General features: G+C 65.0%; 18 protein-coding genes. 9 read left to right on the forward strand and 9 right to left on the reverse strand.

Annotation, left to right across the window (positions count from 1 at the left end):
- Nucleotides 1-500: 500 nt before the first annotated feature.
- The 3 genes from AC5Y2L_RS02805 to AC5Y2L_RS02815 all read left to right on the forward strand — a co-directional run bounded on the left by AC5Y2L_RS02805 (nucleotide 501) and on the right by AC5Y2L_RS02815 (nucleotide 3,007).
- Complete coding sequence (locus AC5Y2L_RS02805) at nucleotides 501-908, forward strand: ankyrin repeat domain-containing protein (RefSeq protein ID WP_499934435.1); 408 nt, start codon at nucleotides 501-503, stop codon at nucleotides 906-908.
- Nucleotides 909-1,253: 345 nt separating this feature from the next.
- Nucleotides 1,254-1,490, forward strand: a complete 237-nt coding sequence (locus tag AC5Y2L_RS02810) for a hypothetical protein (RefSeq protein ID WP_499934434.1) — start codon at nucleotides 1,254-1,256, stop codon at nucleotides 1,488-1,490.
- Between the two features lie 155 nt (nucleotides 1,491-1,645).
- On the forward strand, nucleotides 1,646-3,007 hold the full coding sequence (locus tag AC5Y2L_RS02815; RefSeq protein WP_499934432.1) for a hypothetical protein: 1,362 nt from the start codon (nucleotides 1,646-1,648) through the stop codon (nucleotides 3,005-3,007).
- Here the strand turns inward: AC5Y2L_RS02815 and AC5Y2L_RS02820 are convergent.
- The 5 genes from AC5Y2L_RS02820 to AC5Y2L_RS02840 all read right to left on the reverse strand — a co-directional run bounded on the left by AC5Y2L_RS02820 (nucleotide 2,987) and on the right by AC5Y2L_RS02840 (nucleotide 9,324).
- Complete coding sequence (locus AC5Y2L_RS02820) at nucleotides 2,987-3,892, reverse strand: Abi-alpha family protein (RefSeq protein ID WP_499934431.1); 906 nt, start codon at nucleotides 3,890-3,892, stop codon at nucleotides 2,987-2,989. The genes AC5Y2L_RS02815 and AC5Y2L_RS02820 overlap by 21 nt on opposite strands.
- An 865-nt stretch (nucleotides 3,893-4,757) precedes the next feature.
- Nucleotides 4,758-5,126, reverse strand: coding sequence for a VOC family protein (locus AC5Y2L_RS02825; RefSeq protein ID WP_499934643.1), 369 nt, complete (start codon nucleotides 5,124-5,126; stop codon nucleotides 4,758-4,760).
- A 131-nt stretch (nucleotides 5,127-5,257) separates the two neighbouring features.
- The gene (locus AC5Y2L_RS02830; protein WP_499934430.1) at nucleotides 5,258-6,520 is read right to left on the reverse strand and encodes a PucR family transcriptional regulator; all 1,263 of its coding nucleotides are present in this window, start codon (nucleotides 6,518-6,520) and stop codon (nucleotides 5,258-5,260) included.
- A 225-nt stretch (nucleotides 6,521-6,745) separates the two neighbouring features.
- Nucleotides 6,746-7,672, reverse strand: a complete 927-nt coding sequence (locus AC5Y2L_RS02835; protein ID WP_499934428.1) for a LysR family transcriptional regulator — start codon at nucleotides 7,670-7,672, stop codon at nucleotides 6,746-6,748.
- Between the two features lie 2 nt (nucleotides 7,673-7,674).
- A complete protein-coding gene (locus AC5Y2L_RS02840) occupies nucleotides 7,675-9,324 on the reverse strand; it encodes an acetolactate synthase large subunit (RefSeq protein ID WP_499934427.1) in 1,650 nt (549 codons plus the stop codon).
- A gap of 67 nt (nucleotides 9,325-9,391) precedes the next feature.
- On the opposite strand from AC5Y2L_RS02840, the gene AC5Y2L_RS02845 reads away from it, so the two are divergent.
- On the forward strand, nucleotides 9,392-10,768 hold the full coding sequence (locus AC5Y2L_RS02845; protein ID WP_499934426.1) for an NADP-dependent succinic semialdehyde dehydrogenase: 1,377 nt from the start codon (nucleotides 9,392-9,394) through the stop codon (nucleotides 10,766-10,768).
- A gap of 67 nt (nucleotides 10,769-10,835) precedes the next feature.
- Here the strand turns inward: AC5Y2L_RS02845 and AC5Y2L_RS02850 are convergent, their stop codons facing one another.
- The 3 genes from AC5Y2L_RS02850 to AC5Y2L_RS02860 form a co-directional block, all read right to left on the reverse strand.
- Complete coding sequence (locus AC5Y2L_RS02850) at nucleotides 10,836-11,774, reverse strand: R2-like ligand-binding oxidase (RefSeq protein ID WP_499934424.1); 939 nt, start codon at nucleotides 11,772-11,774, stop codon at nucleotides 10,836-10,838.
- Between the two features lie 10 nt (nucleotides 11,775-11,784).
- A complete protein-coding gene (locus tag AC5Y2L_RS02855) occupies nucleotides 11,785-12,456 on the reverse strand; it encodes a TetR/AcrR family transcriptional regulator (protein ID WP_499934423.1) in 672 nt (223 codons plus the stop codon).
- Nucleotides 12,457-12,701: 245 nt separating this feature from the next.
- A complete protein-coding gene (locus tag AC5Y2L_RS02860; RefSeq protein WP_499934421.1) occupies nucleotides 12,702-14,411 on the reverse strand; it encodes an acyl-CoA dehydrogenase family protein in 1,710 nt (569 codons plus the stop codon).
- Between the two features lie 118 nt (nucleotides 14,412-14,529).
- Here AC5Y2L_RS02860 and AC5Y2L_RS02865 point away from each other — a divergent pair, with 118 nt between their 5' ends.
- From AC5Y2L_RS02865 to AC5Y2L_RS02875, 3 genes are all read left to right on the forward strand, one after another.
- Nucleotides 14,530-15,510, forward strand: a complete 981-nt coding sequence (locus AC5Y2L_RS02865; RefSeq protein ID WP_499934419.1) for a phosphotriesterase family protein — start codon at nucleotides 14,530-14,532, stop codon at nucleotides 15,508-15,510.
- Nucleotides 15,507-16,979, forward strand: a complete 1,473-nt coding sequence (locus AC5Y2L_RS02870) for an AMP-binding protein (RefSeq protein ID WP_499934418.1) — start codon at nucleotides 15,507-15,509, stop codon at nucleotides 16,977-16,979. Before AC5Y2L_RS02865 ends, AC5Y2L_RS02870 begins: the two co-directional genes overlap by 4 nt.
- A gap of 126 nt (nucleotides 16,980-17,105) precedes the next feature.
- Entirely contained in the window at nucleotides 17,106-17,855 is a 750-nt protein-coding gene (locus AC5Y2L_RS02875) for a PP2C family protein-serine/threonine phosphatase (protein ID WP_499934417.1), read from the forward strand.
- A gap of 9 nt (nucleotides 17,856-17,864) precedes the next feature.
- On the opposite strand, the gene AC5Y2L_RS02880 is transcribed toward AC5Y2L_RS02875, so the two are convergent.
- Nucleotides 17,865-19,028, reverse strand: coding sequence for an acyltransferase family protein (locus AC5Y2L_RS02880; protein WP_499934415.1), 1,164 nt, complete (start codon nucleotides 19,026-19,028; stop codon nucleotides 17,865-17,867).
- A 161-nt stretch (nucleotides 19,029-19,189) separates the two neighbouring features.
- Here AC5Y2L_RS02880 and pgfA point away from each other — a divergent pair, with 161 nt between their 5' ends.
- On the forward strand, nucleotides 19,190-20,434 hold the full coding sequence (gene pgfA / locus AC5Y2L_RS02885; protein WP_499934414.1) for a cell envelope lipid trafficking protein PgfA: 1,245 nt from the start codon (nucleotides 19,190-19,192) through the stop codon (nucleotides 20,432-20,434).
- 8 nt (nucleotides 20,435-20,442) lie between these two features.
- Complete coding sequence (locus tag AC5Y2L_RS02890; protein ID WP_499934412.1) at nucleotides 20,443-22,173, forward strand: MmpA family trehalose lipid delivery protein; 1,731 nt, start codon at nucleotides 20,443-20,445, stop codon at nucleotides 22,171-22,173.
- The last annotated feature ends 2 nt before the right edge of the window (nucleotides 22,174-22,175 follow it).

Consider the following 22,175-nt stretch of genomic DNA (forward strand, 5'->3'; position numbering starts at 1 on the left):
GGTCGGCGGTCAGCCGGGGTTCGGAGATCGCCGTCGTAGCGTATGAGATGTGTTGCACAGCAAGCTCTTTCACTGCGTTCTGGGTCCGATTATTTTGCATCGGGTGGAAGCCCCCAGGCACATCAGCCACGCTCGTCCCTACAATGCTGGGCAAGTCATTTTGCAACGTGATACCACCCGCGACATCGAATTCGAGACCGCGACATGCCCACGTTTCGACAGCACGAAGATCGGCACTCATCAACGTCGTCCACAACCAGGGTGCGGGACGATGCAGGCCCTGTCGCCGTTGGCACTACCGGGTCGCACGGTTCCAAGAACTCATCGGCAAAGACCTCAGTGACACCGAGGTCATCTTGGAAGTCCGTTGGGCTCTTGAGGTTTCGGCGAAGCAATCGCAGCGGCCGCCAAAGTCGAGCACCAATGTCGGGGGTATGCCGCTTGCGGCCCGGTGAGGTGATCACGTGGTGAGCCGGCGACGTTTGCGTAAGTTGGTTCGCATGACCAGTCCCGGCAACGCCGATCGCGACGTTCCCGCTGAGCTCGCGGAGTTGGCCGGCCGGCTCTTCGACCTGGCGCGATCTGGAAACGCCGCGACGCTGGCCGCGTACATAGATGCCGGCGTTCCGGTGAATTTGACCAATTCGGTCGGCGACACACTGCTGATGCTCGCGGCCTACCACGGTCATCCCGCCACTGTCCAAGCACTGACCGTGCGTGGAGCCGACGTCGGCCGGGCTAACGACCGCGGGCAGACTCCGCTGGCCGGCGCGGTGTTCAAGGGCGAAGACCAAGTGGTCCGGCTGCTGGTCGAGGCAGGCGCCAACCCGCACGCGGGTCGGCCCAATGCCGTTGATACGGCTGGTATCTTCGGCCGCACCGGCTACCTGGAAATGTTCGGGCTTTGACCGAAAGTAGGTGCACGCCTTGATCTCAACTAAATTCATCATCGGGCCGCCGGGCAGAGGCGCCGAGCGGCGACCATCTGTTCAAGTTTCGGCGTGACGTTGAAGCCGCTTCCAAAGCCGGGGTCGCGATCTGCCAAACCACCGATGCCTACCCGAATGTGGAGGGGGTCGCGGGGGTGCGAACGCCTTGTTGCGGCGTCCACGTCGGCGGCGCTGGGGTTGTAGTTATCACCAAAATTCAACTCGACGCGAATACATTTGCCGACAACTTGCGTACTGTCTGACCCGCCGGGTAGGTGTATAGGCCCAACCACGGGGGCCCGGCATGAAGGAAGGAACTGCACAATGGCACAACCCAGCGTTTTCAACCTCGTGTCGAAGCTGCTCGACAACACCAAAGAGTTTGTAGACGATTTGCTCGAAAACGCCGAGAAACTCGAGACCGATGTCACCGACATGGCCAAGGACACGAAGGATTCGAGCATCGAGTCGCTTCGGGCTCGGTCGAAGAGCCTGAACGAGCAGATCGAGAAGCTCGCCAAGGTCGAAGAAAAGAAGAAGACCGCTGCCAGGAAGAAATAGCGCCGCGGTTACTTGATCCCCACCCGCGCGTGTGGCCGGGTGGGGATTAGGGTCTCTGACTTATCGATTGTACTTCGGCACTATATGACTGCGCGGCGCGGCAAAAGCCGGCGAGTCAGCAATTACCGGTCAAATTCCCGGTGTGTGAGGGAAACATGATAGAGCTGACCGCAACTGGCCCACTCATTGACTGGGAAGAGCTGACCGGCCAGTCCCAGTTCGTGGTGGACATTGTCAGCGTGCCGATCTTCAGCGCTATCGCGGGTCTGATTACCAACTGGACCGGCGTGCTCATGCTATTCGCACCGGTCAATTTCACCGGGTTCCATATGCGCGGCCTCAAAACCCTTTTTCCGTTTCTGCCGCGCAAGGCCCAGATCCTGCCGGTTTTCGCGCCCGGCGGCATTCTGGGTTTCCAGGGTTTCATCCCCTGTCGGGCGGAAAAGATGGCCAGCCTGATCGTGGATTTGTCGATTGCCAGGATCGGCGGCATCGCAGACTTCTACCAGGAGCTAGAACCAGAGCGCTTGGCAGAACAGTTAGCGGACACAGCGCGGCCGAGCATCCATCGGTTAGCGACAGACGTTCTTGAAAGCCAGCACTCCGTGCTGTGGCAGCTATTGCCCTCCCCCGCTCGGCAGGCAGTGCTTGCGACCATTGAAGAACGCCTTCCCACGATATCGCGCCGTGCTTTCGCACGGATCGGCGAACACATAGACGACCTGCTGAACGTAAAGCTGATGACCGTCAATTACTTGCGATGCAATCCCGGAATTCTGTGCGACATCTTCAAGGGATTTGGCGGGCCAGAATTGAAATTCATGGTCCGTATTGGTGCTCTGGGCTTCGTATTCGGGTTTCCACTGGCGGTGTATCTGACTTTCGTCCGTGAATTTCACCCGCCCGTCCTCAGCGCGATACCGTCCTGGCTCACTGTGCTGATCGGTGCCGCCATCATCGGTGTGGTAGTCAACATCCTCGCCATCAAGGTTGTGTTCGAACCCGGCGACCCGCAACCGCGGTACAAATATCTGTGGAGGCAAGGATTGCTGCCCAAGCGCCAGCACGAGGCCGCCGCCCAATTCGCCAAAATGCTGTCCACCGAAGTACTTACGGTAACGAACTTCGCGCGGGAACTGCTCTTCGGCACCAGCGCCGACAAGACCAGGTCCTACATCGCGGAGGTGGTGTCCGAAGAGGTGGTCGGAGCGCTGACGCCCGTGTTCGCCACGGTGGCTCAGACGCTGGGTCTGGTGAATATAGAATCACTGCAGCAGAAAGCCAGTCTGGAAGTCGTCAATTTCGCGCCCGAATTGTTCTTCTCGCCAGAGTTCAATGACGAGAAGGCGGGGAAAATTGAGACCTTTGCGACGGAGAAGTTTCGTGAACTTCCACCGGCGGAGTTCGGTGAAATGCTCTACTGCGCCATTGAGCAGGACGCGTGGTTGCTGTATGTCCATGGTGGTCTGCTCGGCGTTGTCGTCGGCGCGATCCACCTACTCCTTTTCGGCTGGTAAGCCCCACAACTGGTGCCTGGGCGCGGGCTCGGCCCCCCGGATTCGGTCTCGTCGGCCGTCGGTGTCCCACCCGCCGGCGTTATAGCCTTCCGTATCGATGCAGACATCGACGAATTGTCGGCCGAACGCGGTGAGCTTGATGCTGCGGTAAATGGTTATCGACTTCGGTACGCTTTCCATCACGTGCCGCGGCTCCGGCTGCACCTCCAACAGTGCATATCGGCGGTAATCAGCCACCGGCTCACGCGACAACTCGATCAATCCCAGCCTGCTGAGATTCGCGAAATAGTGCTGGTCACGGTCACACCAATGACATCCGGCCATTTGTGCGACCATGCTGACTCCGCTGAGCAGCAGTTCGGAACCGAGTTGAAACAGCGTCTTGGTCCGCACGTCGATCATGGGTTGAGTACCGGATACGCTCAGGAAGCGCAGAATTCGTGCCTCGTCGGGGAGCAGCTCGTCGAGTATGCGGGAAAATGACGGGTGCACGTCGCGGCGCTGGCACTCGGGTTTGTACGAGATCTTGATCAGCGCGTTCCCGCGCTTTCGCAGGGAATCGGTGCTATCCCGCGGAGCCCGTCCCATCACGGTTCCCACTACGTCGTCGAGAACGTCAACGACACCACCGAGCCCGAGGGGGTTAGCCACATGCCGCAACCCTTCGCCGACCTGCTCGACGACCGGCCTAGTGGCAGTACCGACCGTCTTGCCGACAAGATCGGTGAGGGGATTGTTGCCCAGCAGCCCCAGATTTGGGGCTGATTTGTCCGATGCCCCAGTGTCTGTCGCTGAACCATTGCCACCAGTCGACAGGTCACGGTCGGCCGTTGCCGTCTCGGACTTGCGGCTACCCGTCAGGATGTCATTCACCGCGTCGCCCATCGCTGCGAAGGGGCTCCACAAACCCGGCTCGCTCGCCGACGCGGCATTTGCCTCTGTAGGTCCGGTTTCATGAGATGCGGCGGGGCGGGAAGTCGTGCCTCCGGAAAACTTGAGTAGCCGGCGTATGTCGGTTGCACCGGCGGTACGGCCAACTGCGCCAAGGGGATTCAGCAAATTATCCCCCGATCCGCGCCCGGCGACATTGCCCGTCAACAGTCCGGAGAGGTCACCCAAGGGGGCGGCAGTCCCGGTGGACGTACGGTCTCCGCTGTCTGGATAACGCAGATAGTTCAAGGCCGTCCAGACACTCGTGCCTGCGAGCCGCACATGTTCGACCGCGTTGAAAATCTCGGTGGCGAGGTTCCTGAGCAGAATCAGGGAGGTACCGAACTCCCCTAGCGATTCCAAATTCAGATCGCCAAGAGGAAGCGCTGAGGCTGGCTTCTCCTCGGGACTTGGACTGCTCATAAAGTCCTCGGTTGAGTCCTCAACGGCTGGCTATGTGCCTTGATGCCGCTTTCTCGGCTGTGGGTGCCCTGACATTCTACGGCACTACGACTTTCGCCACTACGGTCGAAATCGTCTCCCGCTGCTGACAAACTCGTATGTGGCACCACTCGCGGAAGGCAAGAGGGGTTTCCATACCTGTTGGCAGACAAGATTATTCGTGGTTCGACAGTAGGTTGCGATATTGAGAGTGGCGTTGCGGGCCGCCACCAACGCCGCGATCTTGTGCGTCGTTACAAGATCGAGAAAAGGATGTTGTGACGAGCGACAAACAAGGCTGCGAGATCGCTCTGACGCTAGGGCAATTGGGCCTGCAACGGCGCGGCCTGGCCGCTCACTGCCGTCCATCAACACCGAATCACCTTATTTTCTGCGCGAATTCGATGACGTTGCCGTCCGGGTCGGCGATGTGGAGCGTCCTTTCGCGCCATGGCCGATCCACGGGGCCGCTGAGGATCTCGACACCGAGACGTTTCAGCCGCTCCGCTTCCTCATCTACGTTGTCGATCAGGAACCCGATCTCGCCGCATGGCGCAGTGCCGGCTTCGCGGCCGATGAGCTCCGGCAGCTTGGACCGCTCAAAAAGCGAGAACTTGGTGTTCAGCATCTCGAATTCGACGTAGCCGTCGCCCTCGATGCGCACCTTGAGGCCGATCACGTCGCGGTAGAACGTCATCGAGCGCTCAAGCGATTCGACATACTGAATGACGTAGTCCATGCGGTGCATGAATACACCGTAGATCACACCATCGGCATCGCCGAGCTGCGCACGATCGTAGCCGACGCCTGCCGAGTGTGAAAACCACGACGCGACACGCCGTTTGAGCGTCGGCCAGTTCACACTCGCGCCGCCATCCGCTACGTCCGCATCGCTGAAAGCTCAAGCACCCACCACACCTCGGTGAGCACCTCGGTGTCGCGCAGGCTGGCCCCGGTCAGTTCTTCGAAGCGCGCGAGCCGGTAGCGCACGGTGTTCTGATGGACGAATAGCCTTGCCGCCGTGCGCTCTACGTGCATTCCGCAGGCCAGGTAGGTGCGCAGCGTGGCTATCAGATCGCGGCTCGAACCGCTTGCTGACAGCGGCTGCAAGTAGCGCTTGCGTAGCAATTCGCCGACGTCGGCGTCCATTGCCACGGCGGTACGCAGCCCCAGCGTGGCGATGTCGTGGGCGCCGCGCAGGCCGCAGGCCTCCGCGGTCACCAGTGCGCGCGCCGCCATCCGGTAGGACTCGTTCAACCGCAGCAGCGTCCTGGGCGGCCCAACACCGACGACGCCCTCGACATGGCGCGGCGGCTCGATCAGGAAACCAGCGAGGTCGCCGTCGACCAGCGCACACAAACCAGGCCGGCTTTGCGTCGGATTCTGAAAACCGAGTTCCTGTTCCATCCGGAACTGGGGCCCGTCGTCGCCGACCCGGGCACGGACAGCGACATACTCCGCGTCGGTATCCAGCCCGTACACCTCGGCGTGCATCCGCAACTCGGCGGCCGGCAGCGCACCCAACAGTGCCCCCCGAACGAATGCCGCGCGGCTTTCGTCTGCAGCAAGCGCCAGCGCCAGTTCAGCCCGCCGATACGCCCGGGCAGTCGTGACCATGGCGACATCCGACCAGGCCAACACCGACTGGACGAACTCCAGCACCGACGCGTCGTCGACGTCCACTTTTTGTGCCGCCTCGCGCGCGCACTCGACGACGACCTCGACACCGATGCGCCAGGCACGCAGCATGTCGTCGACAGGTATGCCGTCGCGCGCCCGGGCCTCTCCGATCGCGGCGAGCTCGACAAGTTCTCGCTCGTCCAGGCCGGCGCAGGCACACCGCAAGACCCGCTCGACCTCCAATCTCACCTCGGCATCGAAGGTCTCGCGGGGAAGTGCGCGGTAGGCCGGGAGCCGCGATACGACGGCCTCGCGGACGCGGCCGGCGACGTCGGCCTGCTCGTCGAGCAACGCGGCCACCAGGACGCTCCAGGTGGTGCCGGCGTCGGCTCGCACTGGTTGACGGCGTCGCGGTTTGGGCGACCCGGACAGCGTTGGCATAGAGCGCAGGTTCGCGAAACCGCCTCCGTCCCTTTTGTCTACGCCGTCGGCGCCGTTGATCGAACGTCCGAAACTTTGCATTACGGCGTCCGGCTCTTGGTCAAGGTGGTGCGGGTTTCAGCGGCGCCCACCGAGCCGCGGTACATGATGCACCGGCTCTTGGTCATGATTTCTCCTGAGTGAATTCGGCCGTGTGGCCAGTGGATGCGTCGCTTCGAAGCACATTTAGTGTCGCGTGATGTCCGCGAGGGTGTCCAAGACGCAATTCCGACCGTGTGATAGGCGCGGCCGATTACAACGGCCGCGTCAGCTGATGGCAGGCACGATCGGCCTGTGCAGCACGTCTTCGATCCCGGCGTTCTGCGCGGTCTGCAGAAAGGCACGGGTCAGCACCGAGCCCGGCTCGACGGCAGTGGTGACCAGCGCAATCAAGGCCGAGACCGACGGGTTTTGCAGCCGCAGTATCCGGGTGCCGGCGGGAAGGTGAAGTGTGTGGATCCAGGTTTGCGGAACGATGCTTGACCAATGCCCGGTTCCGACGTGTGCCAGCAGCGTCGCCACGGAGTCGGTTTCCAGCTGCGGTGTCACCGCGAGCTGCTGTGTGGCCAGCGCGTCGTCGATGAGTTTGCGGCCACGCATTTCTTGATTGAGCAAGCACATGGGCAGTTCCAGCGCATCGGACCAGGAGATCGTCTCAGATTGGCCAATGAGCAACTCGCTGCCGGCGATAAGAACCTGCTGTTCCTTGTATAACGGCGTGACCACAAGCTCAGCGGTGTCTCGTCCATGCGGGTAGATGACCCCGGCGTCCAGGTCGAATTGGCGGACTCTTTCGACGATTTCACTCGATCGCAGACTCGCTTCCAGCCGTACGCGTACCAGCGGGTGCGCGGCACAAAACGGATCTGTAAGCAGCGCAACGATACTCGACGCGGCCGGGACCACGCCCAGCCGTAGCTCGCCGGTGAGACCGGTCTGCAGGGCCGTGACTTCGTGTTTGAGTGCATCGTGATCGGCCAGGATCCGTCTCGCCCACAACACCAGGCGCTCGCCTTCGGGCGTCAGACCTTCGAACTTCTTCCCGCGCCGGACCAGCGGCACCTTCAGCTCGTGTTCGAGCTTGCGGATAGCTTCCGACAGCGCCGGTTGGGACACGTAGCAGGCGTTTGCGGCACGGGCGAAGTGACGCTCTCGAGCCAGCGCTACGAAGTATTCGAGCTGCCGGAACTGCATGACTACAACGTCTCGTCCAACTCGCCGAGCCGGTCGGTCAACCGCAGATTCTCGGAATAGTCGACCGGACAGGCGATCACCGACACGCCGTCGTCGTCTAGCGCGGCCTTCAGCGTCGGCAACAATTCCTCGGCGGCGTTAATCCGATATCCTTTGGCGCCAAAGCTTTCCGCGTAGCTCACCACATCCGGGTTGTTGAACTTCACGTAGTAGTGGTCGCCGAGTTCGAGATCCATCTTCCATTCGATGAGGCCGTATCCGCCGTCCTCCCAGATCAGCACCACCAGCGGTATCCGTTCGCGGACCGCGGTCTCGATCTCCTGCGAGTTCATCAGGAAGGCGCCGTCACCGACCACCGCCAGCACCTTGACGTCCGGCTTCGCCAGCTTGACTCCCAACGCTCCGGGTAACGCGAAACCCATGGTGGACAACCCGTTTGACACCAGGCAGGTGTTGTGCTCGTAGGTCGGATACAGCCGCGCCATCCACATCTTGGTGGCGCCGGTGTCCACCAGCACGACGTCACTGCGGCCCAACGCGGCGCGGGTGTCGGCCACCACCCGCGCCGGAGCCAGCGGATAACGTGAATCCTGTTGTCCCCGAGCGAATTCCTCGGCAAGCAGACCGGAGCCCGGGATGTTTTCATCACCCCCGAAGCGGTGCCCTTCCAGCGCTTCGGTCAAGGCATCCAGCGAGGCGCTGATGTCGCCGATGATCCCCACGTCCACCGAGTAGTGCAGGTCGACCTCGGCCGGGAACCGATGAACGTGGATGACCTTCTTGTCGGAGTTCGGGTTGATCCGGACCGGATCGAATTCCTGTAGCTCGTAGCCCACCGCGATGATCACGTCGGCGTTGTCGAAGCCGAAGTTGACGTAGTCGTGGCGCATGAAGCCCAGCGTCCCGATGGTGTTGGGGTGGTCGTCGGGCATGACACCCTTGCCGTGGAACGTGTTGGCGACCGGGATGCCGAGCTCTTCGGAGAAGCGGACCAGGGCCGCGGTGGCGTCGCCGCGGGCGGCGCCGTGACCGGCCAGCGCCACCGGGCACTTCGCCTCGCGCAGGATGTCGACGGCCCGCGCCACCTGGCGGAACGCCGGCGCGTCGGCGCGAACGACGTTGCGCGGCAAGGGTTTCAGCTCGGGATAGTCGGCCTCGTCGGTATCGATGTGCTCCGGCACGGCCAGGTACACCGCCGCGGGGCGTTCGGCCTCAGCGACCTTGAACGCCTTGCGGAACATCTCCGGTATGGCCTGCACGGTCGGCACGCCGGCCGCCCAGCGGGTGATCGGTGCGTACATCGACACCAGGTCGACGTACTGGTGCGATTCCTTGAACTCGCGATCGTGGCCCACCTGTGCCGAGATCGCGACCATGGGGGTGCTGTTGGTCGTGGCGTCGGCCACGCCGAGCTGCATGTTGATCGCGCCCGGCCCCAGGGTGGCCGACACCACCGCCGCGCGCCCGGTCACCCGGCCGTACATCTCGGCCATGAACGCCGCCGCTTGCTCGTGCCGGGTGAGCACGTAGCGGATGTCCGAGGACGCCAGCGCCTGCACGAAGCGGATGTTCTCCTCGCCGGGGAGCCCGAAGACGACGGAGACTCCCTCGTTCTCCAGGCACTTCACCATCAACTGAGCGGCGGTAGTCACATCGGCCACGATAGTGGCAGGCTGGGTTGGAAACCTTCCGCTTAGACAAGCAGCAGAGGATGTCACCGTGCCCATCGCCACCATCAACCCGGCCACCGGCGAAACAGTCAAGACCTTCAACCCCGCGACCGACCAGGAAGTCGAAGCTGCGATAGCCCGCGCCTACGAGCGATTCCTGGACTACCGTCGCAATACCACCTTCGCCCAGCGTGCCGAGTGGGCCAACGCCACCGCCGACCTGCTGGAGGCCGAGGCCGAGCAGACCGCCGCCATGATGACGCTGGAGATGGGCAAGACCCTGGCCTCAGCCAAGGCCGAAGCGATCAAGTGCGCCAAGGGATTTCGCTACTACGCCGAGCACGCCGAGCAGCTGCTCGCCGACGAGCCGGCCGACGCGGGCAAGGTCGGCGCCAAAAAGGCGTACACCCGCTATCAGCCGCTGGGGGTGGTGCTGGCGGTGATGCCGTGGAACTTCCCGCTGTGGCAGGCCGTTCGGTTCGCCGCACCCGCGCTGATGGCCGGCAACGTCGGCATCCTCAAGCACGCGTCCAACGTGCCGCAGTGCGCGCTGTACCTGTCCGACGTCATCACCCGCGGTGGCTTCCCTGAAGGCTGCTTCCAGACGCTGCTCGTTCCGTCCAGCGCCGTGGAGACCATCCTGCGCGATCCGCGGGTCGCGGCGGCCACACTGACCGGTAGCGAGCCGGCCGGGCAGTCCGTTGGCGCCATCGCCGGTGACGAGATCAAGCCGACGGTGCTCGAGCTCGGCGGCAGCGACCCGTTCATCGTGATGCCGTCGGCCGACCTCGACGAGGCGGTCAAGACCGCCGTCACCGCCCGGGTGCAGAACAACGGTCAGTCCTGCATCGCCGCCAAGCGGTTCATCGTGCACGCGGAGGTCTACGACACGTTCGTCGACAAGTTCGTCGAGCGGATGGCTGCATTGCGGGTCGGCGACCCCACCGACCCGGACACCGACGTCGGTCCGCTGGCCACCGAGTCGGGCCGCGACGAGGTCGCCAAGCAGGTGGAGGACGCCGCCGCCGCCGGCGCGGTGATCCGTTGCGGCGGTGAGCGACTCGACCGGCCGGGGTGGTTCTACCCGCCGACGGTGGTCACCGACATCACCAAGGACATGGCGCTGTACACCGAGGAGGTGTTCGGCCCGGTCGCCTCGGTGTACCGGGCCGCCGACGTCGACGAAGCGATCGAGATCGCCAACGCCACCACCTTCGGGCTGGGGTCCAACGCCTGGACCAACGACGAGGCCGAGCAGCAGCGCTTCATCGACGGCATCGACGCGGGCCAGGTGTTCATCAACGGGATGACCGTGTCCTACCCGGAGCTGCCGTTCGGCGGCGTCAAGCGCTCCGGCTACGGCCGTGAGCTGGCGGGTCTGGGGATCCGCGAATTCTGCAACGCCAAGACGGTCTGGATCGGCTGACTTAGGCGAGCAGACGCAAAATCACCCAATTTCCAAAGGATTTAGGGGATTTTGCGTCTGCTCGGCGTTAGACGGCGGCGAGCGCCCGGGCGTCCTCGACGGCGAAGGTGTCTTCCAGTTGCACCGGCGAGTAATCCAAGTCGATCTCCTCGAGCGGCCGTCCGCGCGCACTGCTGATCGTCCCGAAGCGCCGCATGCCCTTGTCGGTGGAGTACTGCAGGAACTCGTCTTCGGACAGGTCGAACGGCTTGGGGTCGTCGTAGAGGGCGAAGCCGTCCTGGACCAGGCCCAGTCCCAGCGGGATGAGCTCGTTCATCCGTGTTTCGAAGACCGTCCAGTTGGCATCGTCGGCGGCCACGTGCCGACGGCAGGTGAAGGTCCCCCAGGCCATGTGACGTCGCTCGTCGTCGCCGATATGCCGGATCAGCTGCTGCATGCCGGGCAGAATCCCGCGCTCCACACAGACCTTGTTCCAGGCGTAGTAGCCGGTCAGGGCCAGCATGCCCTCGACGATGTGGTTATAGGTGACCGACGCGCGCACCTGCGCGGCCGGCGACGGATCGGTGCGCAAAGCGTCGAGACATTCCGGTAATTCGTCGTAGAAGATCTGCCGGTAGGAGGGCAGCTCGTCGAGATAGCTGTGCAGGTCGCCGGTGACGCCGACGGCGTCGAGCCACATCCGGAACACCTGGACGTGCTTGGCTTCCTCGAATGCGAACTGCGTCAGATACATTTCGTCGCCCAGCCGCCCCTCGGCCCGCATCGCCGACATGAACGGTTGAATGTCCTCGGTCACCGATTCCTCACCGGCGACGAACTGGGCGCACAACCGGATGGCGTAGTCACGTTCGATATCCGTCAGCCGCTCCCAGTCCGCCCGGTCGCGGGAGAAGTCGATGTCGGCCGGATTCCAGAACTTCGCGTTGCCGCCGGCGAACAGTTTGAGCGGCAGACTCTCCCAGTTCAGGCCACCCGCGGCGAGCGAGCCCAGATGCGTGCGCTTCATGTCGACCTCCTCAGATCGTCTTAGGGCTAATGGGTTGCGGGACAGGCGAATACGCGGCGGCCAGCACCGCGACGAGCCTGCGCACGGCCAACGCGGGCTGGTCCGGCGAGGGTTCGTCGAGCCCGAGAACGGGGTCCAGGCCGCGCATATACGGCGCCAACGCCAGGTGCGGGAAGATCAGCAACAGCAGCGAAAGCAAAGCGTCGGTGTCCGAATCCGCCCGCAAGTCACCGCGGGCCAGCGCGTCGCGCACCAGCGGCCGCAACACTTCGAGGTAGTGGCGGTGAATGACGGACCGCACGCTGATGCGGGCATCGGTGTCGACCTCCAGCGTCGCGGCGGCATGCAGCGCGCGCTCGCGCGGATGGTCGGCGAAGTAGGCGACCCAGTCGTCGAGCAGGTCGGTGAGGAACTCGAAAAACGGTCTGCTCGGGTCGAGTTCGCGGATGCGCGCCTCCATGTAGGACCGCACGCGCTGGCTGCCGACGTCGGCGATGAACGCATACAGGTCGCGCTTGTCCGCGAAGTACTGGAACAGGCTGCCCTTGGCGACGCCGGCGCGTCGCGCGATGACGTTCAGGCTGCCTTGCGAGAACCCATGCGCCCCGAATTCGGCTTCCGCGGCTTCGACGATGGCCGCCCGACGGGCCGGATCGACTCGTCCCCACGTGACCGTCGGCATTGCGCCTCCTAGCAGGAATGACCACTGGTCATTCTACGGTGAGCTAGCTCACAGTCAAGGAGTGCAGGTGTCTTGGTGTGAAGCCACGGCGTCGCGAGTGAAACCACGGCGTCGCGAGTGAAACCACGGCGTTCAGGGTGAAGACACGGCGTTCAGGGTGAAGACACGGCGGGATATGCGCGATTTCGCCGCCCTGATTTCACCGCCAACGCCACAGATTCACACTCGACCGGCGAACTAGCGCCCTACGGGCGCATCGCATATGCGCCGTTGATCGGCAGCACATGTTCCCGCCAGACCTGGTCGTAGCGGGCCGGGTCGTTGACCGGACGGCGGACCATCCGCATGGCGAAGCGGGCCTGCTCGTCCGTCGTCGCTGCCTTGTCGTGCAGCTCGACGGCATAGGTATTGAAGTCGCGCACCAGCAGCGCGAAGATCTCGTCGATCAGCGGCTCATCCACACCAGAAAGCGGGGCTTCCTCGAGTATCAGCTGCGCATAGGGCACCAAGGCGAAGATCTGCCCGACGCCGAAGGCGAAGTCGATGTCCTTCTGCTGTGCCGCATCCGGGGTGGCGGCGGCCAGCATCTCGGCGAGCACCTCAATTTGCTGACGCAGCAGCGCAACATTGGGCAGATGCGCGTAGCTCTCAAACGGCGCGCGCCAATCGTGGAAGCGCACCTTGCCCAGGCCGCCCGTTGGTCCCTGGGCGAACAGGAACGAGTCGTCGGCCGCGTCGTCCCGGCGCGGAATCAGGGGCAGTGCGGCGTCGGGAGCGAACAGGAAGTTGGGCATGAACTTGGCCAGCAGCCCGATGTTGATGTGGACGGTTCCCTCCAGCCTGGGCAGCAGTCCGATCTCACGGGCCACCGTCTCGAAGAAGGTGTCCTTCTCGACTCCCTTGGCGGCGATGACATCCCACAACGCGATGATGACCCGCTCGCCCTCGCTGGTGATCTTGGCCTTGGTGAGCGGGCTGTACAGCAGGTAACGGCGGTCGTTCGGCGATGCGCTGCGCATGTAGTCCGATGCCCGGCTGGCGACCAGTCGCATGGCCACCAGGCGCACGTAGGCGTCGGTGAGCAGCCGTCGCACGTGGGTGAAGTCGGTGACGACGGTGCCGTATAGGTAGCGGTTGGCCGCGTGCGTGACCGCTTCGTACATCGCGTGGGTGCACATGCCGATGGCGCCCCAACCCAGGTTGTACTTGCAGACGTTGACGGTGTTGAGCGCGGCGTGAAACGCGCCGATGCCGCGGTGCAGCAGGTCGGCCTCGGTGACCGGGTAGTCGCGCAGCGCGTAGTTCGCCACGTAGTTCTGCGAGTTGACGACGTTCTTGATCAGGTCGTAGCGATCGTGCTGGGAGTCGGCGGCGAAGAAGACGTACTCGTCCTTTTCCGGGGTGTCGCCGACGATCTTGCCGAACGTAGAGACCATCCTGGCGACGTTGGCGTTGCCGATGTAGTACTTCTCGCCGTTAGCCGTCCACCCGTGTTCCGACGGACTCAGGATCATGTCGGTCTGGTAGACGTCGGCGCCGTGGGTCTGCTCGGACAGGCCGAACGCGAACACCTCGCCCTGCTCCAATTGAGCGGCGGCCTTACGTTTGGCGTCGTCGTTGTCGCTCATCCAGATCGGGCCCAGGCCCAGGGCGGTCACCTGGAACGGGTACCAGTAGTTCAGCCCGTAGAAGCCCAGGATCTCGGCGAACTCGCTGATCCGATAGGTGTCCCAGCGGCAATCGGCGGCGCCGTACTCGGTCGGCGTCAGCAGGGAGGCGAACAGCCGCTCCCGCCCGACATGGTCGAGAAACTCGGAGTACCAGACGCGCTCGTGATCGTCGTGCTTCAGGCGCGCCTTTCCGCGGGACTCGAAGAAGTCCACCGTCGCGGCCATGATTTCCGCCGAGCGCGCGTCAGGGTAACGACGTGTCAATTTGTTGGGATTGAGCAGCATGGTGGCTCCCGCCGGTTCCGACTAACGACGGGTAGACGGTACTGCAACCGCACGGCTGCCGGGGCTGCACCGCGGGAAGCCTTATAAAAACCAGCCGAAGCGCCCTAGCATCGCTTACGTGGCAGAAGTCAATACCGCTCGCGGACCCATCGATACCGCCGATCTCGGCGTCACGCTGATGCATGAGCACGTGTTCATCATGACCACGGAAATCGCGCTGAACTATCCGGAAGCCTGGGGCGACGAAGAGCAACGGGTGGCTGACGCCATCACCCGGCTCAACGAGCTGAAGGCCCGCGGCGTGGACACCATCGTGGACCTGACGGTGATCGGATTGGGCCGCTATATACCGCGGATCGCGCGCGTTGCGGCGGCTACGGAGCTGAATATCGTTGTGGCAACCGGACTTTACACCTACAACGACGTTCCGTTCCGATTCCACTATCTGGGCCCGGGCACGCCGATGGACGGCCCGGAAATCATGACCGACATGTTCGTCCGGGACATCGAAGAGGGCATCGCCGACACCGGCATCAAGGCAGGCATTCTCAAATGCGCCACCGACGAGCCCGGCGTCACCCCCGGCGTCGAGCGGGTGCTGCGCGCGGTCGCACAGGCGCACAAGCGCACCGGAGTGCCGATCTCCACGCACACCCACGCGGGCCTGCGCCGCGGGCTCGAGCAGCAGCGCATCTTCGAAGAAGAAGGCGTCGACCTGAGCCGGGTGGTAATCGGCCACTCCGGCGACACCACCGATCTCGGCTACCTCGAGGAGCTGATCGCCGCCGGCTCCTATATCGGCATGGACCGATTCGGCATCGACGTGTACCTGCCGTTCGAGGACCGGGTCAACACGGTGGCGCAGATGTGCGAACGGGGGCACGCCGACAAGATGGTGCTGTCGCACGACGCCAACTGCTACTTCGACGCACTGCCCGAAGATCTTCTGGCGGTGGCCGCCCCGAACTGGCACTACCTGCACATCCACAACGACGTGATCCCCGCGCTCAAGCAGCGCGGCGTCACCGACGAGCAGCTGCACACCATGCTGGTGGACAACCCTCGTCGGATCTTCGAGCGGCAGGGCGCCTATCAGTGACGGCGCCGATCGGCGCGCAGATTTCGGCATTGGCCCGACTTGCTCCCGACGAACCGGCGGTCAGCGGCGACGGACGCACGATCACCCGCGCCGAACTGGACTCCTCGACCAACCGGCTGGCGCGCGCCTACGCCGAGCGCGGGGTCGGCACCGGCGACTACGTGACCATCGCGTTGCCCAATTCCATCGAGTGGGTGCAGGCCGCGGTGGCGTGCTGGAAACTCGGCGCGGTGCCCCAGCCGCTGTCACCGCGGTTGCCCGACGCGGAGTTCGAAGGCCTGCTGCGGCTCAAGCCGCGCGCCCTGCTGGTCGGCCGCTCCTGCGACGGAATCCCCAGTGTCCCAGCAGGTTTCGTTCCCGACGCGAACTTGTCCGACGCGCCGCTACCGGAAGCGGTGTCGCCATGCTGGAAGTCGCTGGCCTCCGGCGGCAGCACGGGCCGGCCCAAGCTCATCGAGGCCGGTGGCGACAGCCGGGTCCCGCCGTCGATCGGATATCCGCTGGGCGCGCAGGAAGGCGATACCACGTTGGTGCCGGTGCCGCTGAGCCACAACACCGGTTGCACGACAGCGGTGATCGCGTTGCTGATGCGCCACCACCTGGTGCTGATGCGCCGCTTCGACCCGCGCGAGTTCCTGCGGCTGATCACCGAGTATCGGGTCACCTTCCTGACCACGGTGCCCACGATCATGCAGCGGGTGCTGCCGATCTACCACGCGGACCCGAGTTCCTATGACCTGTCGTCGATCCGGCGGTTCTGGCACCTGGGAGCGCCTTGCCCGCCGGCCGTCAAGCAGGCCTGGATCGACATACTCGGGCCAGAAAAGGTGTGGGAACTCTACGGCGGCACCGAATTACAGGCGCTGACGTTCATTTCCGGCGACCAGTGGCTGACCCACCGCGGCTCGGTCGGCACGGTGGTCGCCGGGGAAATGAAAGTGCTCGACGACGACGGTCGGGAGTGCCCACCCGGCGTCGTCGGCGAGATCTATATGCGACCCAGCCCCGGCAGCGCACCCACGTACCGCTACGTCGGCGTCAACGCGAAAACCCGCGACGGCTGGGACTCGCTGGGCGACCTCGGTTACTTCGACGCCGACGGGTTTCTGTACCTGTCGGACCGCCGGGTCGACATGTTCACCGTCGGCGGACGCAACGTTTACCCCGCCGAGATCGAGGGTGCGCTCTCGGCCCACCCGGACGTGCTGTCGTGTCTGGTCGTCGGTGTCCCCGACCCGAACGACGGTGATCTGGGCCAAGTCCCGTACGCGCTGGTGCACACCGTGCACGGGTCAGCGCTGGACGCCGCTGCAGTCAAGGAGTTCCTGCGCGAACGCATCGAGGCGTACAAGGTGCCGCATCTCGTCGAATTCGTCGGTACGCCGCTGCGCGACGACGCCGGCAAGGCACGGCGGTCGGCGGTGCGAGACGAGATCATCGCGCGGTTGCGATCTGGTCAAGTTAGTTGACGACGGTGAGTCGCGGAATCGCAAACATGGGTGTTGGATTGAGACTATATTTCTCAACATTTCTCAACACTTCCGGCGGCGCGAGGCCGTCGGGAACGGACCAGGAGCGGGGAGGCTGGTGGCGAAATGCCCACACACGCCGTTGATTACGCGGGCCTCAGCGATACCGGCCGTCAACGAACCAGCAATCAGGACCGCTTGGGCATCTACGCCGAGCAGGGTCTGTTCATAGTCGCCGACGGCGTCGCCTCCAGCAGCCATGGCGACCGCGCCGCCGAAATGGTGGTCGACTTGCTACCGCAATATCTGCAACGCCACCTCGACTCCGTCGGCCTGGACGACCCGAGTGCGCCGGAGCGGTTGGCCGCCGCGATCGCCGAAATCTCGAACAACCTGCGCACCAGCGGCGACCACGACCCCGGGCTCGCCGGGGCCAGCACCACGGTGGTGGCCGTGGTGGTCCGCGGTATGCGCGCGCTGGTCGGCCACTTGGGTGACAGCCGCGGCTACCTGTACCGCAACCAGCAGCTGCATCGCCTGACGCGAGACCACAGCCTGGTCCAGGCGTTGGTCGACGCGGGAGAAGTCGAGCCGCAGAATGCCCGCGAGCATCCGTCCCGAAGCGTCATCACCCGGCATGTCGGCATGCCGCCGCCGGCCCATCCCGACGTCACCCCGGTCGATCTCCAGCCCGGTGACCGCATGCTGCTGTGCAGCGACGGTCTGCACGGAGTCGTCGACGACGCGTCGCTGGCGCAGATCCTGGGTTCCCAACCCAATCCCCGCGATGCCTGCGCGGCGCTGATCGACGCGGCCAACCACGGCGGCGGACCCGACAACATCACCACCATCGTCATCGACGTCGTCGGCGGGTAACACCGCGCGTCAGGGAGCGATGGCTTCCGCTTCCGGATCAACCACCGCGGTGTCCGCCGCATGTGCGCGTTTCTCCCAGCGCCGCAACGCATCCCGACATGGCGACTCGACCAGGGCGTAACTCACGGCGGCGATCGCGAACCCGAAAATCACCGTCAGCACCAGCACCGTGGGCATCCGACCGGTGAACGGGAACGTGCCGATCACCGGGAAAACCATCGCCAGCGCGGCCAAGTGCCAGATGAAAAGGCCGTACGACCAACGTCCCAGGGTCACCATCACCGGGCTGCCCAGCAGCCGGTGCGACGTGTCCGGCCGGTCCAGCACCAACGGCGCCACGAGAGCGAACGCCACCAGCGAACCCATCGCCGTCTTCACCGCGAATTGGACGGCGGTGCTCGGCACCAACCCCTCCGGACCGGCCAGCGGGGATGCCGCCACCAGATAGGCCAGCACCGCGATCACGGCCATCGGCAGCCGGCGGCGCGCCATCCGGTGCGGCCACCCGATCGGGCTGTAAGCCCACTCCGCCAGCAGCATGCCCGCGGCGAACCAGGAGAAAAACGCCGGCGGCCAGTTCAGCGGCGTGATCCCCGGACCGCCGCTCAGCGGTACCCAGCCCCACGCCCAGCTAAGAGCGCCCAGCCCCGCAATCGCCGGCACCCGCGCGGCCACCGGAATCCGGCGGGCCAGCCACGCCAGGACCGGCAGCGCCAGGTAGAACGTGACCTCGACGGACAGACTCCACATCTGGGTCAATCCGCTGGTGAGCGTGAGCGGCACATAGATCTGGGTGAGCGTCAGGTTGGCCAGCCACACCGTGGGGCTGGCATGGTCCGCGTCCGGCAGCAGCAGCAGAATGACCACGACCGCCACCCAATAGGCCGGCATGATGCGGACCGCCCGTGACCGCAAGTAGTGCCCGGTCAGCGGACGTGGCCCCAGATCGCGTGCGGCCGCGGCATGTCCGCGCCACAACAGGAACCCGGACAAGGCGAAGAACACCGCGACGGCCAGATCGAACCGGCCGCACAACCGGCCGAACACCCCGCTGGAGTGGCCGGTCTGAAATGCGACATGGGTGACCACGACGCCGACGGCCGCGCAGGCGCGCATGCCCTCGACCGCGGGCAGAAATCTGCGCACCCCACCGACCTGCTGGGCATCGCTCATCGTCCTAGTTTGCCCGGGCTGCGGCGCGGGACAATCGGGTACACCCGAATACGTAGCTGTTAGGGTCGAACGGGTTTGCCTCGCTGCTTGGTCAGGTCTTAGCGGGTCGCGACCGACGAGTCCCATGGGCTGCAATGCATCAGGAGGAGGTCCCAGCGAACGTGAACCGAGCAGTCATGTTGCGATTCGGCGCATGCGGGATCATCGGGCTCGGGGCCGCTCTGCTGATCGCGGCATTGCTGTTGTCGACCTATACCAGCAGCCGGATCACCAAAATCCCACTGAACCTCGACGCCACCCTGGTCAGCAACGGCAGCGGAACCGCGATCGACGCGGCGTCCTTGTCGACTGACCACGTCGTCACCAACCAGAACGTGCGGCTGGTGTCCCAGCAGCAGATCACCGTCGAAAACCCGGCCACCGCCGACGTTGTGACGTTTCAGGTGGGTACTTCCGTGCGGCGTACCGACAAGCAAAAAGACAGTGGACTGTTGCTGGCGATCGTGGACTTCGTCACGCTCAACCGCAAGACGGCGATGGCGGTTTCCGACGACACCCACACCGGCGGTTCCGTGCAGAAGCCGCGCGCCTTCAACGACGAGAGCCCGCCGACCACCACCCCGCTGCGCCACACCGGGCTGTCCTACCGGTTCCCGTTCCACACGCAGAAGCAGACGTACCAATACTTCGACCCGATCGCGCAGAAGCCGTTTGACGCCTCCTTCGAGGCCGAAGAAGACGTCAATGGGTTGACCACGTACCGGTTCAAGCAGAACGTCGGCTACAACGCCGACGGCGCGCTGGCCGATCCCATCGAGTACCCGTCGCTGTTGACCAACCGGGAGGACGGCAAGATCACCACCTCGGCGAAGATGTGGGGTGTCGCCGGCGAGCCGGACGAACAGATCACCATGACCCGCTACTACGCCGCGCAGCGGACCTTCTGGGTGGACCCGGTGACCGGCACCATCGTCAAGCAAACCGAGCATGCCAACCACTACTTCGCCCGCGACAAGATGAAGCCGGAGTTGCGGCTGGCCGACTACACGGTCACGTCCACCGAAGAGACCGTCGAATCCCAGGTCAACGCGGCCCGCGACGAGCGTGACCGGCTGGCGCTGTGGTCGCGGGTGCTGCCGATCACCTTCACCGCGGTCGGCCTGATCGCGCTGGTCGGCGGCGGATTGCTGGCCTCGTTCAGCCTGCGCACCGAGAGCGCCCTGACCGACCCGGGCCTGGATCGCGGCGACCATGACTACTACGGGTTGGACGAACCGGTGCCGGGCGCAGAAGCCGAGACCGAGAAGTTGCCCACCCAGCGACCGGACCTGCATCCGGAGCCCAGCCCGCCGGATCCCAAGCCGCCCGATCCTCCGGAGTCCGGCGCCCCAACCGTGCAGGCCTGACGACAGGGGTGACGGCAGCACTGCGCCAGGCACAGTCCTGGTCCCGGCCCGGCTACGCATTGCTGCTCGCGCTACTCGTGGTCGGGCCAGTGCTACAGCCCGGGTATCTGCTGCTCCGCGACGCCGTTTCCACCCCCCGGTCGTATCTTTCCGACACCGCCCTGGGGCTGACGGCAGCGCCACGGGCGACCCCGCAGGATTTCGCCGTGGCGCTGGCCTCCCAGGTGATCGACGGCGGCATCGTGGTGAAGGCGCTGCTCGTCTTGGGTTTGTGGTTGGCCGGCTGGGGCGCGGCACGATTGGTGGCAGTGGCCCTCCCCGCGGCGGGCGTCGCCGGCCAGTTCGTCGCCATCACCCTGGCCATCTGGAACCCCTATGTCGCCGAACGGCTGCTGCAGGGGCACTGGAGCCTGCTGGTGGGTTATGGCTGCCTGCCGTGGATTGCCGCGACGATGCTGACTTTGCGGTCGGTGCCCGACGGGGCATGGAGCGGGTTCCTCCGACTGAGCTTCTGGATCGCGTTGGCCGGGCTGACCCCGACGGGGCTGCTGCTGGCCGCAGCGGTGGCATTGGTCAGCGTGGCCGTTCCGGCTGCCGACCCAGGTGCGTCCCAGCCCCGCTGGCTTTGTGCCGCGGTGGCTTTGGGAGCGACGGTGGTGGCGGCGGCACCCTGGCTCGTGGCGGCGGTGCTGGGCTCGTCGTTGCCGTCGGAACCGGCGAACGCACTCGGGGTAACCGCCTTTGCACCTCGCGCCGAGCCTGGGCTGGGCACGCTGGGCAGCCTGGCCGCCCTCGGCGGCATCTGGAACGGCGAGGCCGTACCCAGTTCGCGGACAACGCTTTTGGCCATCTCGTCGTCCGTGGTACTGCTGGGCGTGGTGGCCGTCGGGCTGCCGTCGGTCGCGCGGCGCCCGGCTGCGGTGCCGCTGCTCGCGCTGGCGGCGGTGGCGGTGGTGGTCCCGGCCGCGCTGGCGACGGGTCCCGGCCTGCAGGTGCTGCGGGGGCTGGTCGACGCCTTCCCCGGCTTCGGTGTGCTGCGCGACGGGCAGAAGTGGGTGGCGTTGGCGATGCCGGGATACGCGCTGTCCGGCGCGGGGGCGGTGGTGACGCTGCGCCGCCTGTCGCAGCCCGGGTTGACGGCGCTGGTCTGCTGCGTCGCGCTGATGCTGGCCTTGCCCGATCTGGCCTGGGGCGTCTGGGGCAAGGTTCAGTCGGTGCGCTACCCGCCCGGCTGGAGTGCGGTGGCGGCCACCATCAATGCGCGGCCCGGGACGGTGGCCGTGCTGCCGTCCGGGACCATGCGGATGTTCTTCTGGTCGGGTCCGGCGCCGGTACTCGACCCACTGCCCCGCTGGGTGCGCGCCGACGTCCTGTCCACCGGCGATCTGACCATTTCCGGGGTGACCGTCCCCGGGGAGGGGACGCACGCGCGCTCGGTGCAGGAGTTGCTGCGGTCCGGGCAGGATGCCACCACATTGGCCGCCGCCGGGGTGACGTGGCTAGTGGTCGAGTCAGACACCGCCGGCGACATGGGTGACGCCGCGCGAACGGTCGACGCGCTGACACCGGCCTATCGGGATGGCCAGATCGCCGTGTATTGGATCGGCGGGCACACCGAGGGCGTGCCTGTTACTCGTGTGCGGGCGACGATGACGGCGCATTGGGCGTGGCTGGCGCTGCTCGTGGTCGGCGGCGTGGGCGGCGCAGTGCTCACCGGTCGGCAGCGGCGCCCGTCGTAGCG

Source organism: Mycobacterium sp. NGS66 (assembly GCF_059812225.1).

What these genes read in the sequence shown, in the direction of transcription:
- AC5Y2L_RS02805 (WP_499934435.1), top strand. Translation starts at nt 501, where the DNA reads ATGACCAGTCCCGGCAACGCCGATCGCGACGTTCCCGCTGAGCTCGCG.
- AC5Y2L_RS02810 (WP_499934434.1), top strand. Translation starts at nt 1,254, where the DNA reads ATGGCACAACCCAGCGTTTTCAACCTCGTGTCGAAGCTGCTCGACAAC.
- AC5Y2L_RS02815 (WP_499934432.1), top strand. Translation starts at nt 1,646, where the DNA reads ATGATAGAGCTGACCGCAACTGGCCCACTCATTGACTGGGAAGAGCTG.
- AC5Y2L_RS02820 (WP_499934431.1), bottom strand. Translation starts at nt 3,892, where the DNA reads ATGGGCGACGCGGTGAATGACATCCTGACGGGTAGCCGCAAGTCCGAG.
- AC5Y2L_RS02825 (WP_499934643.1), bottom strand. Translation starts at nt 5,126, where the DNA reads ATGCACCGCATGGACTACGTCATTCAGTATGTCGAATCGCTTGAGCGC.
- AC5Y2L_RS02830 (WP_499934430.1), bottom strand. Translation starts at nt 6,520, where the DNA reads ATGCAAAGTTTCGGACGTTCGATCAACGGCGCCGACGGCGTAGACAAA.
- AC5Y2L_RS02835 (WP_499934428.1), bottom strand. Translation starts at nt 7,672, where the DNA reads ATGCAGTTCCGGCAGCTCGAATACTTCGTAGCGCTGGCTCGAGAGCGT.
- AC5Y2L_RS02850 (WP_499934424.1), bottom strand. Translation starts at nt 11,774, where the DNA reads ATGAAGCGCACGCATCTGGGCTCGCTCGCCGCGGGTGGCCTGAACTGG.
- AC5Y2L_RS02855 (WP_499934423.1), bottom strand. Translation starts at nt 12,456, where the DNA reads ATGCCGACGGTCACGTGGGGACGAGTCGATCCGGCCCGTCGGGCGGCC.
- AC5Y2L_RS02860 (WP_499934421.1), bottom strand. Translation starts at nt 14,411, where the DNA reads ATGCTGCTCAATCCCAACAAATTGACACGTCGTTACCCTGACGCGCGC.
- AC5Y2L_RS02875 (WP_499934417.1), top strand. Translation starts at nt 17,106, where the DNA reads ATGCCCACACACGCCGTTGATTACGCGGGCCTCAGCGATACCGGCCGT.
- AC5Y2L_RS02880 (WP_499934415.1), bottom strand. Translation starts at nt 19,028, where the DNA reads ATGAGCGATGCCCAGCAGGTCGGTGGGGTGCGCAGATTTCTGCCCGCG.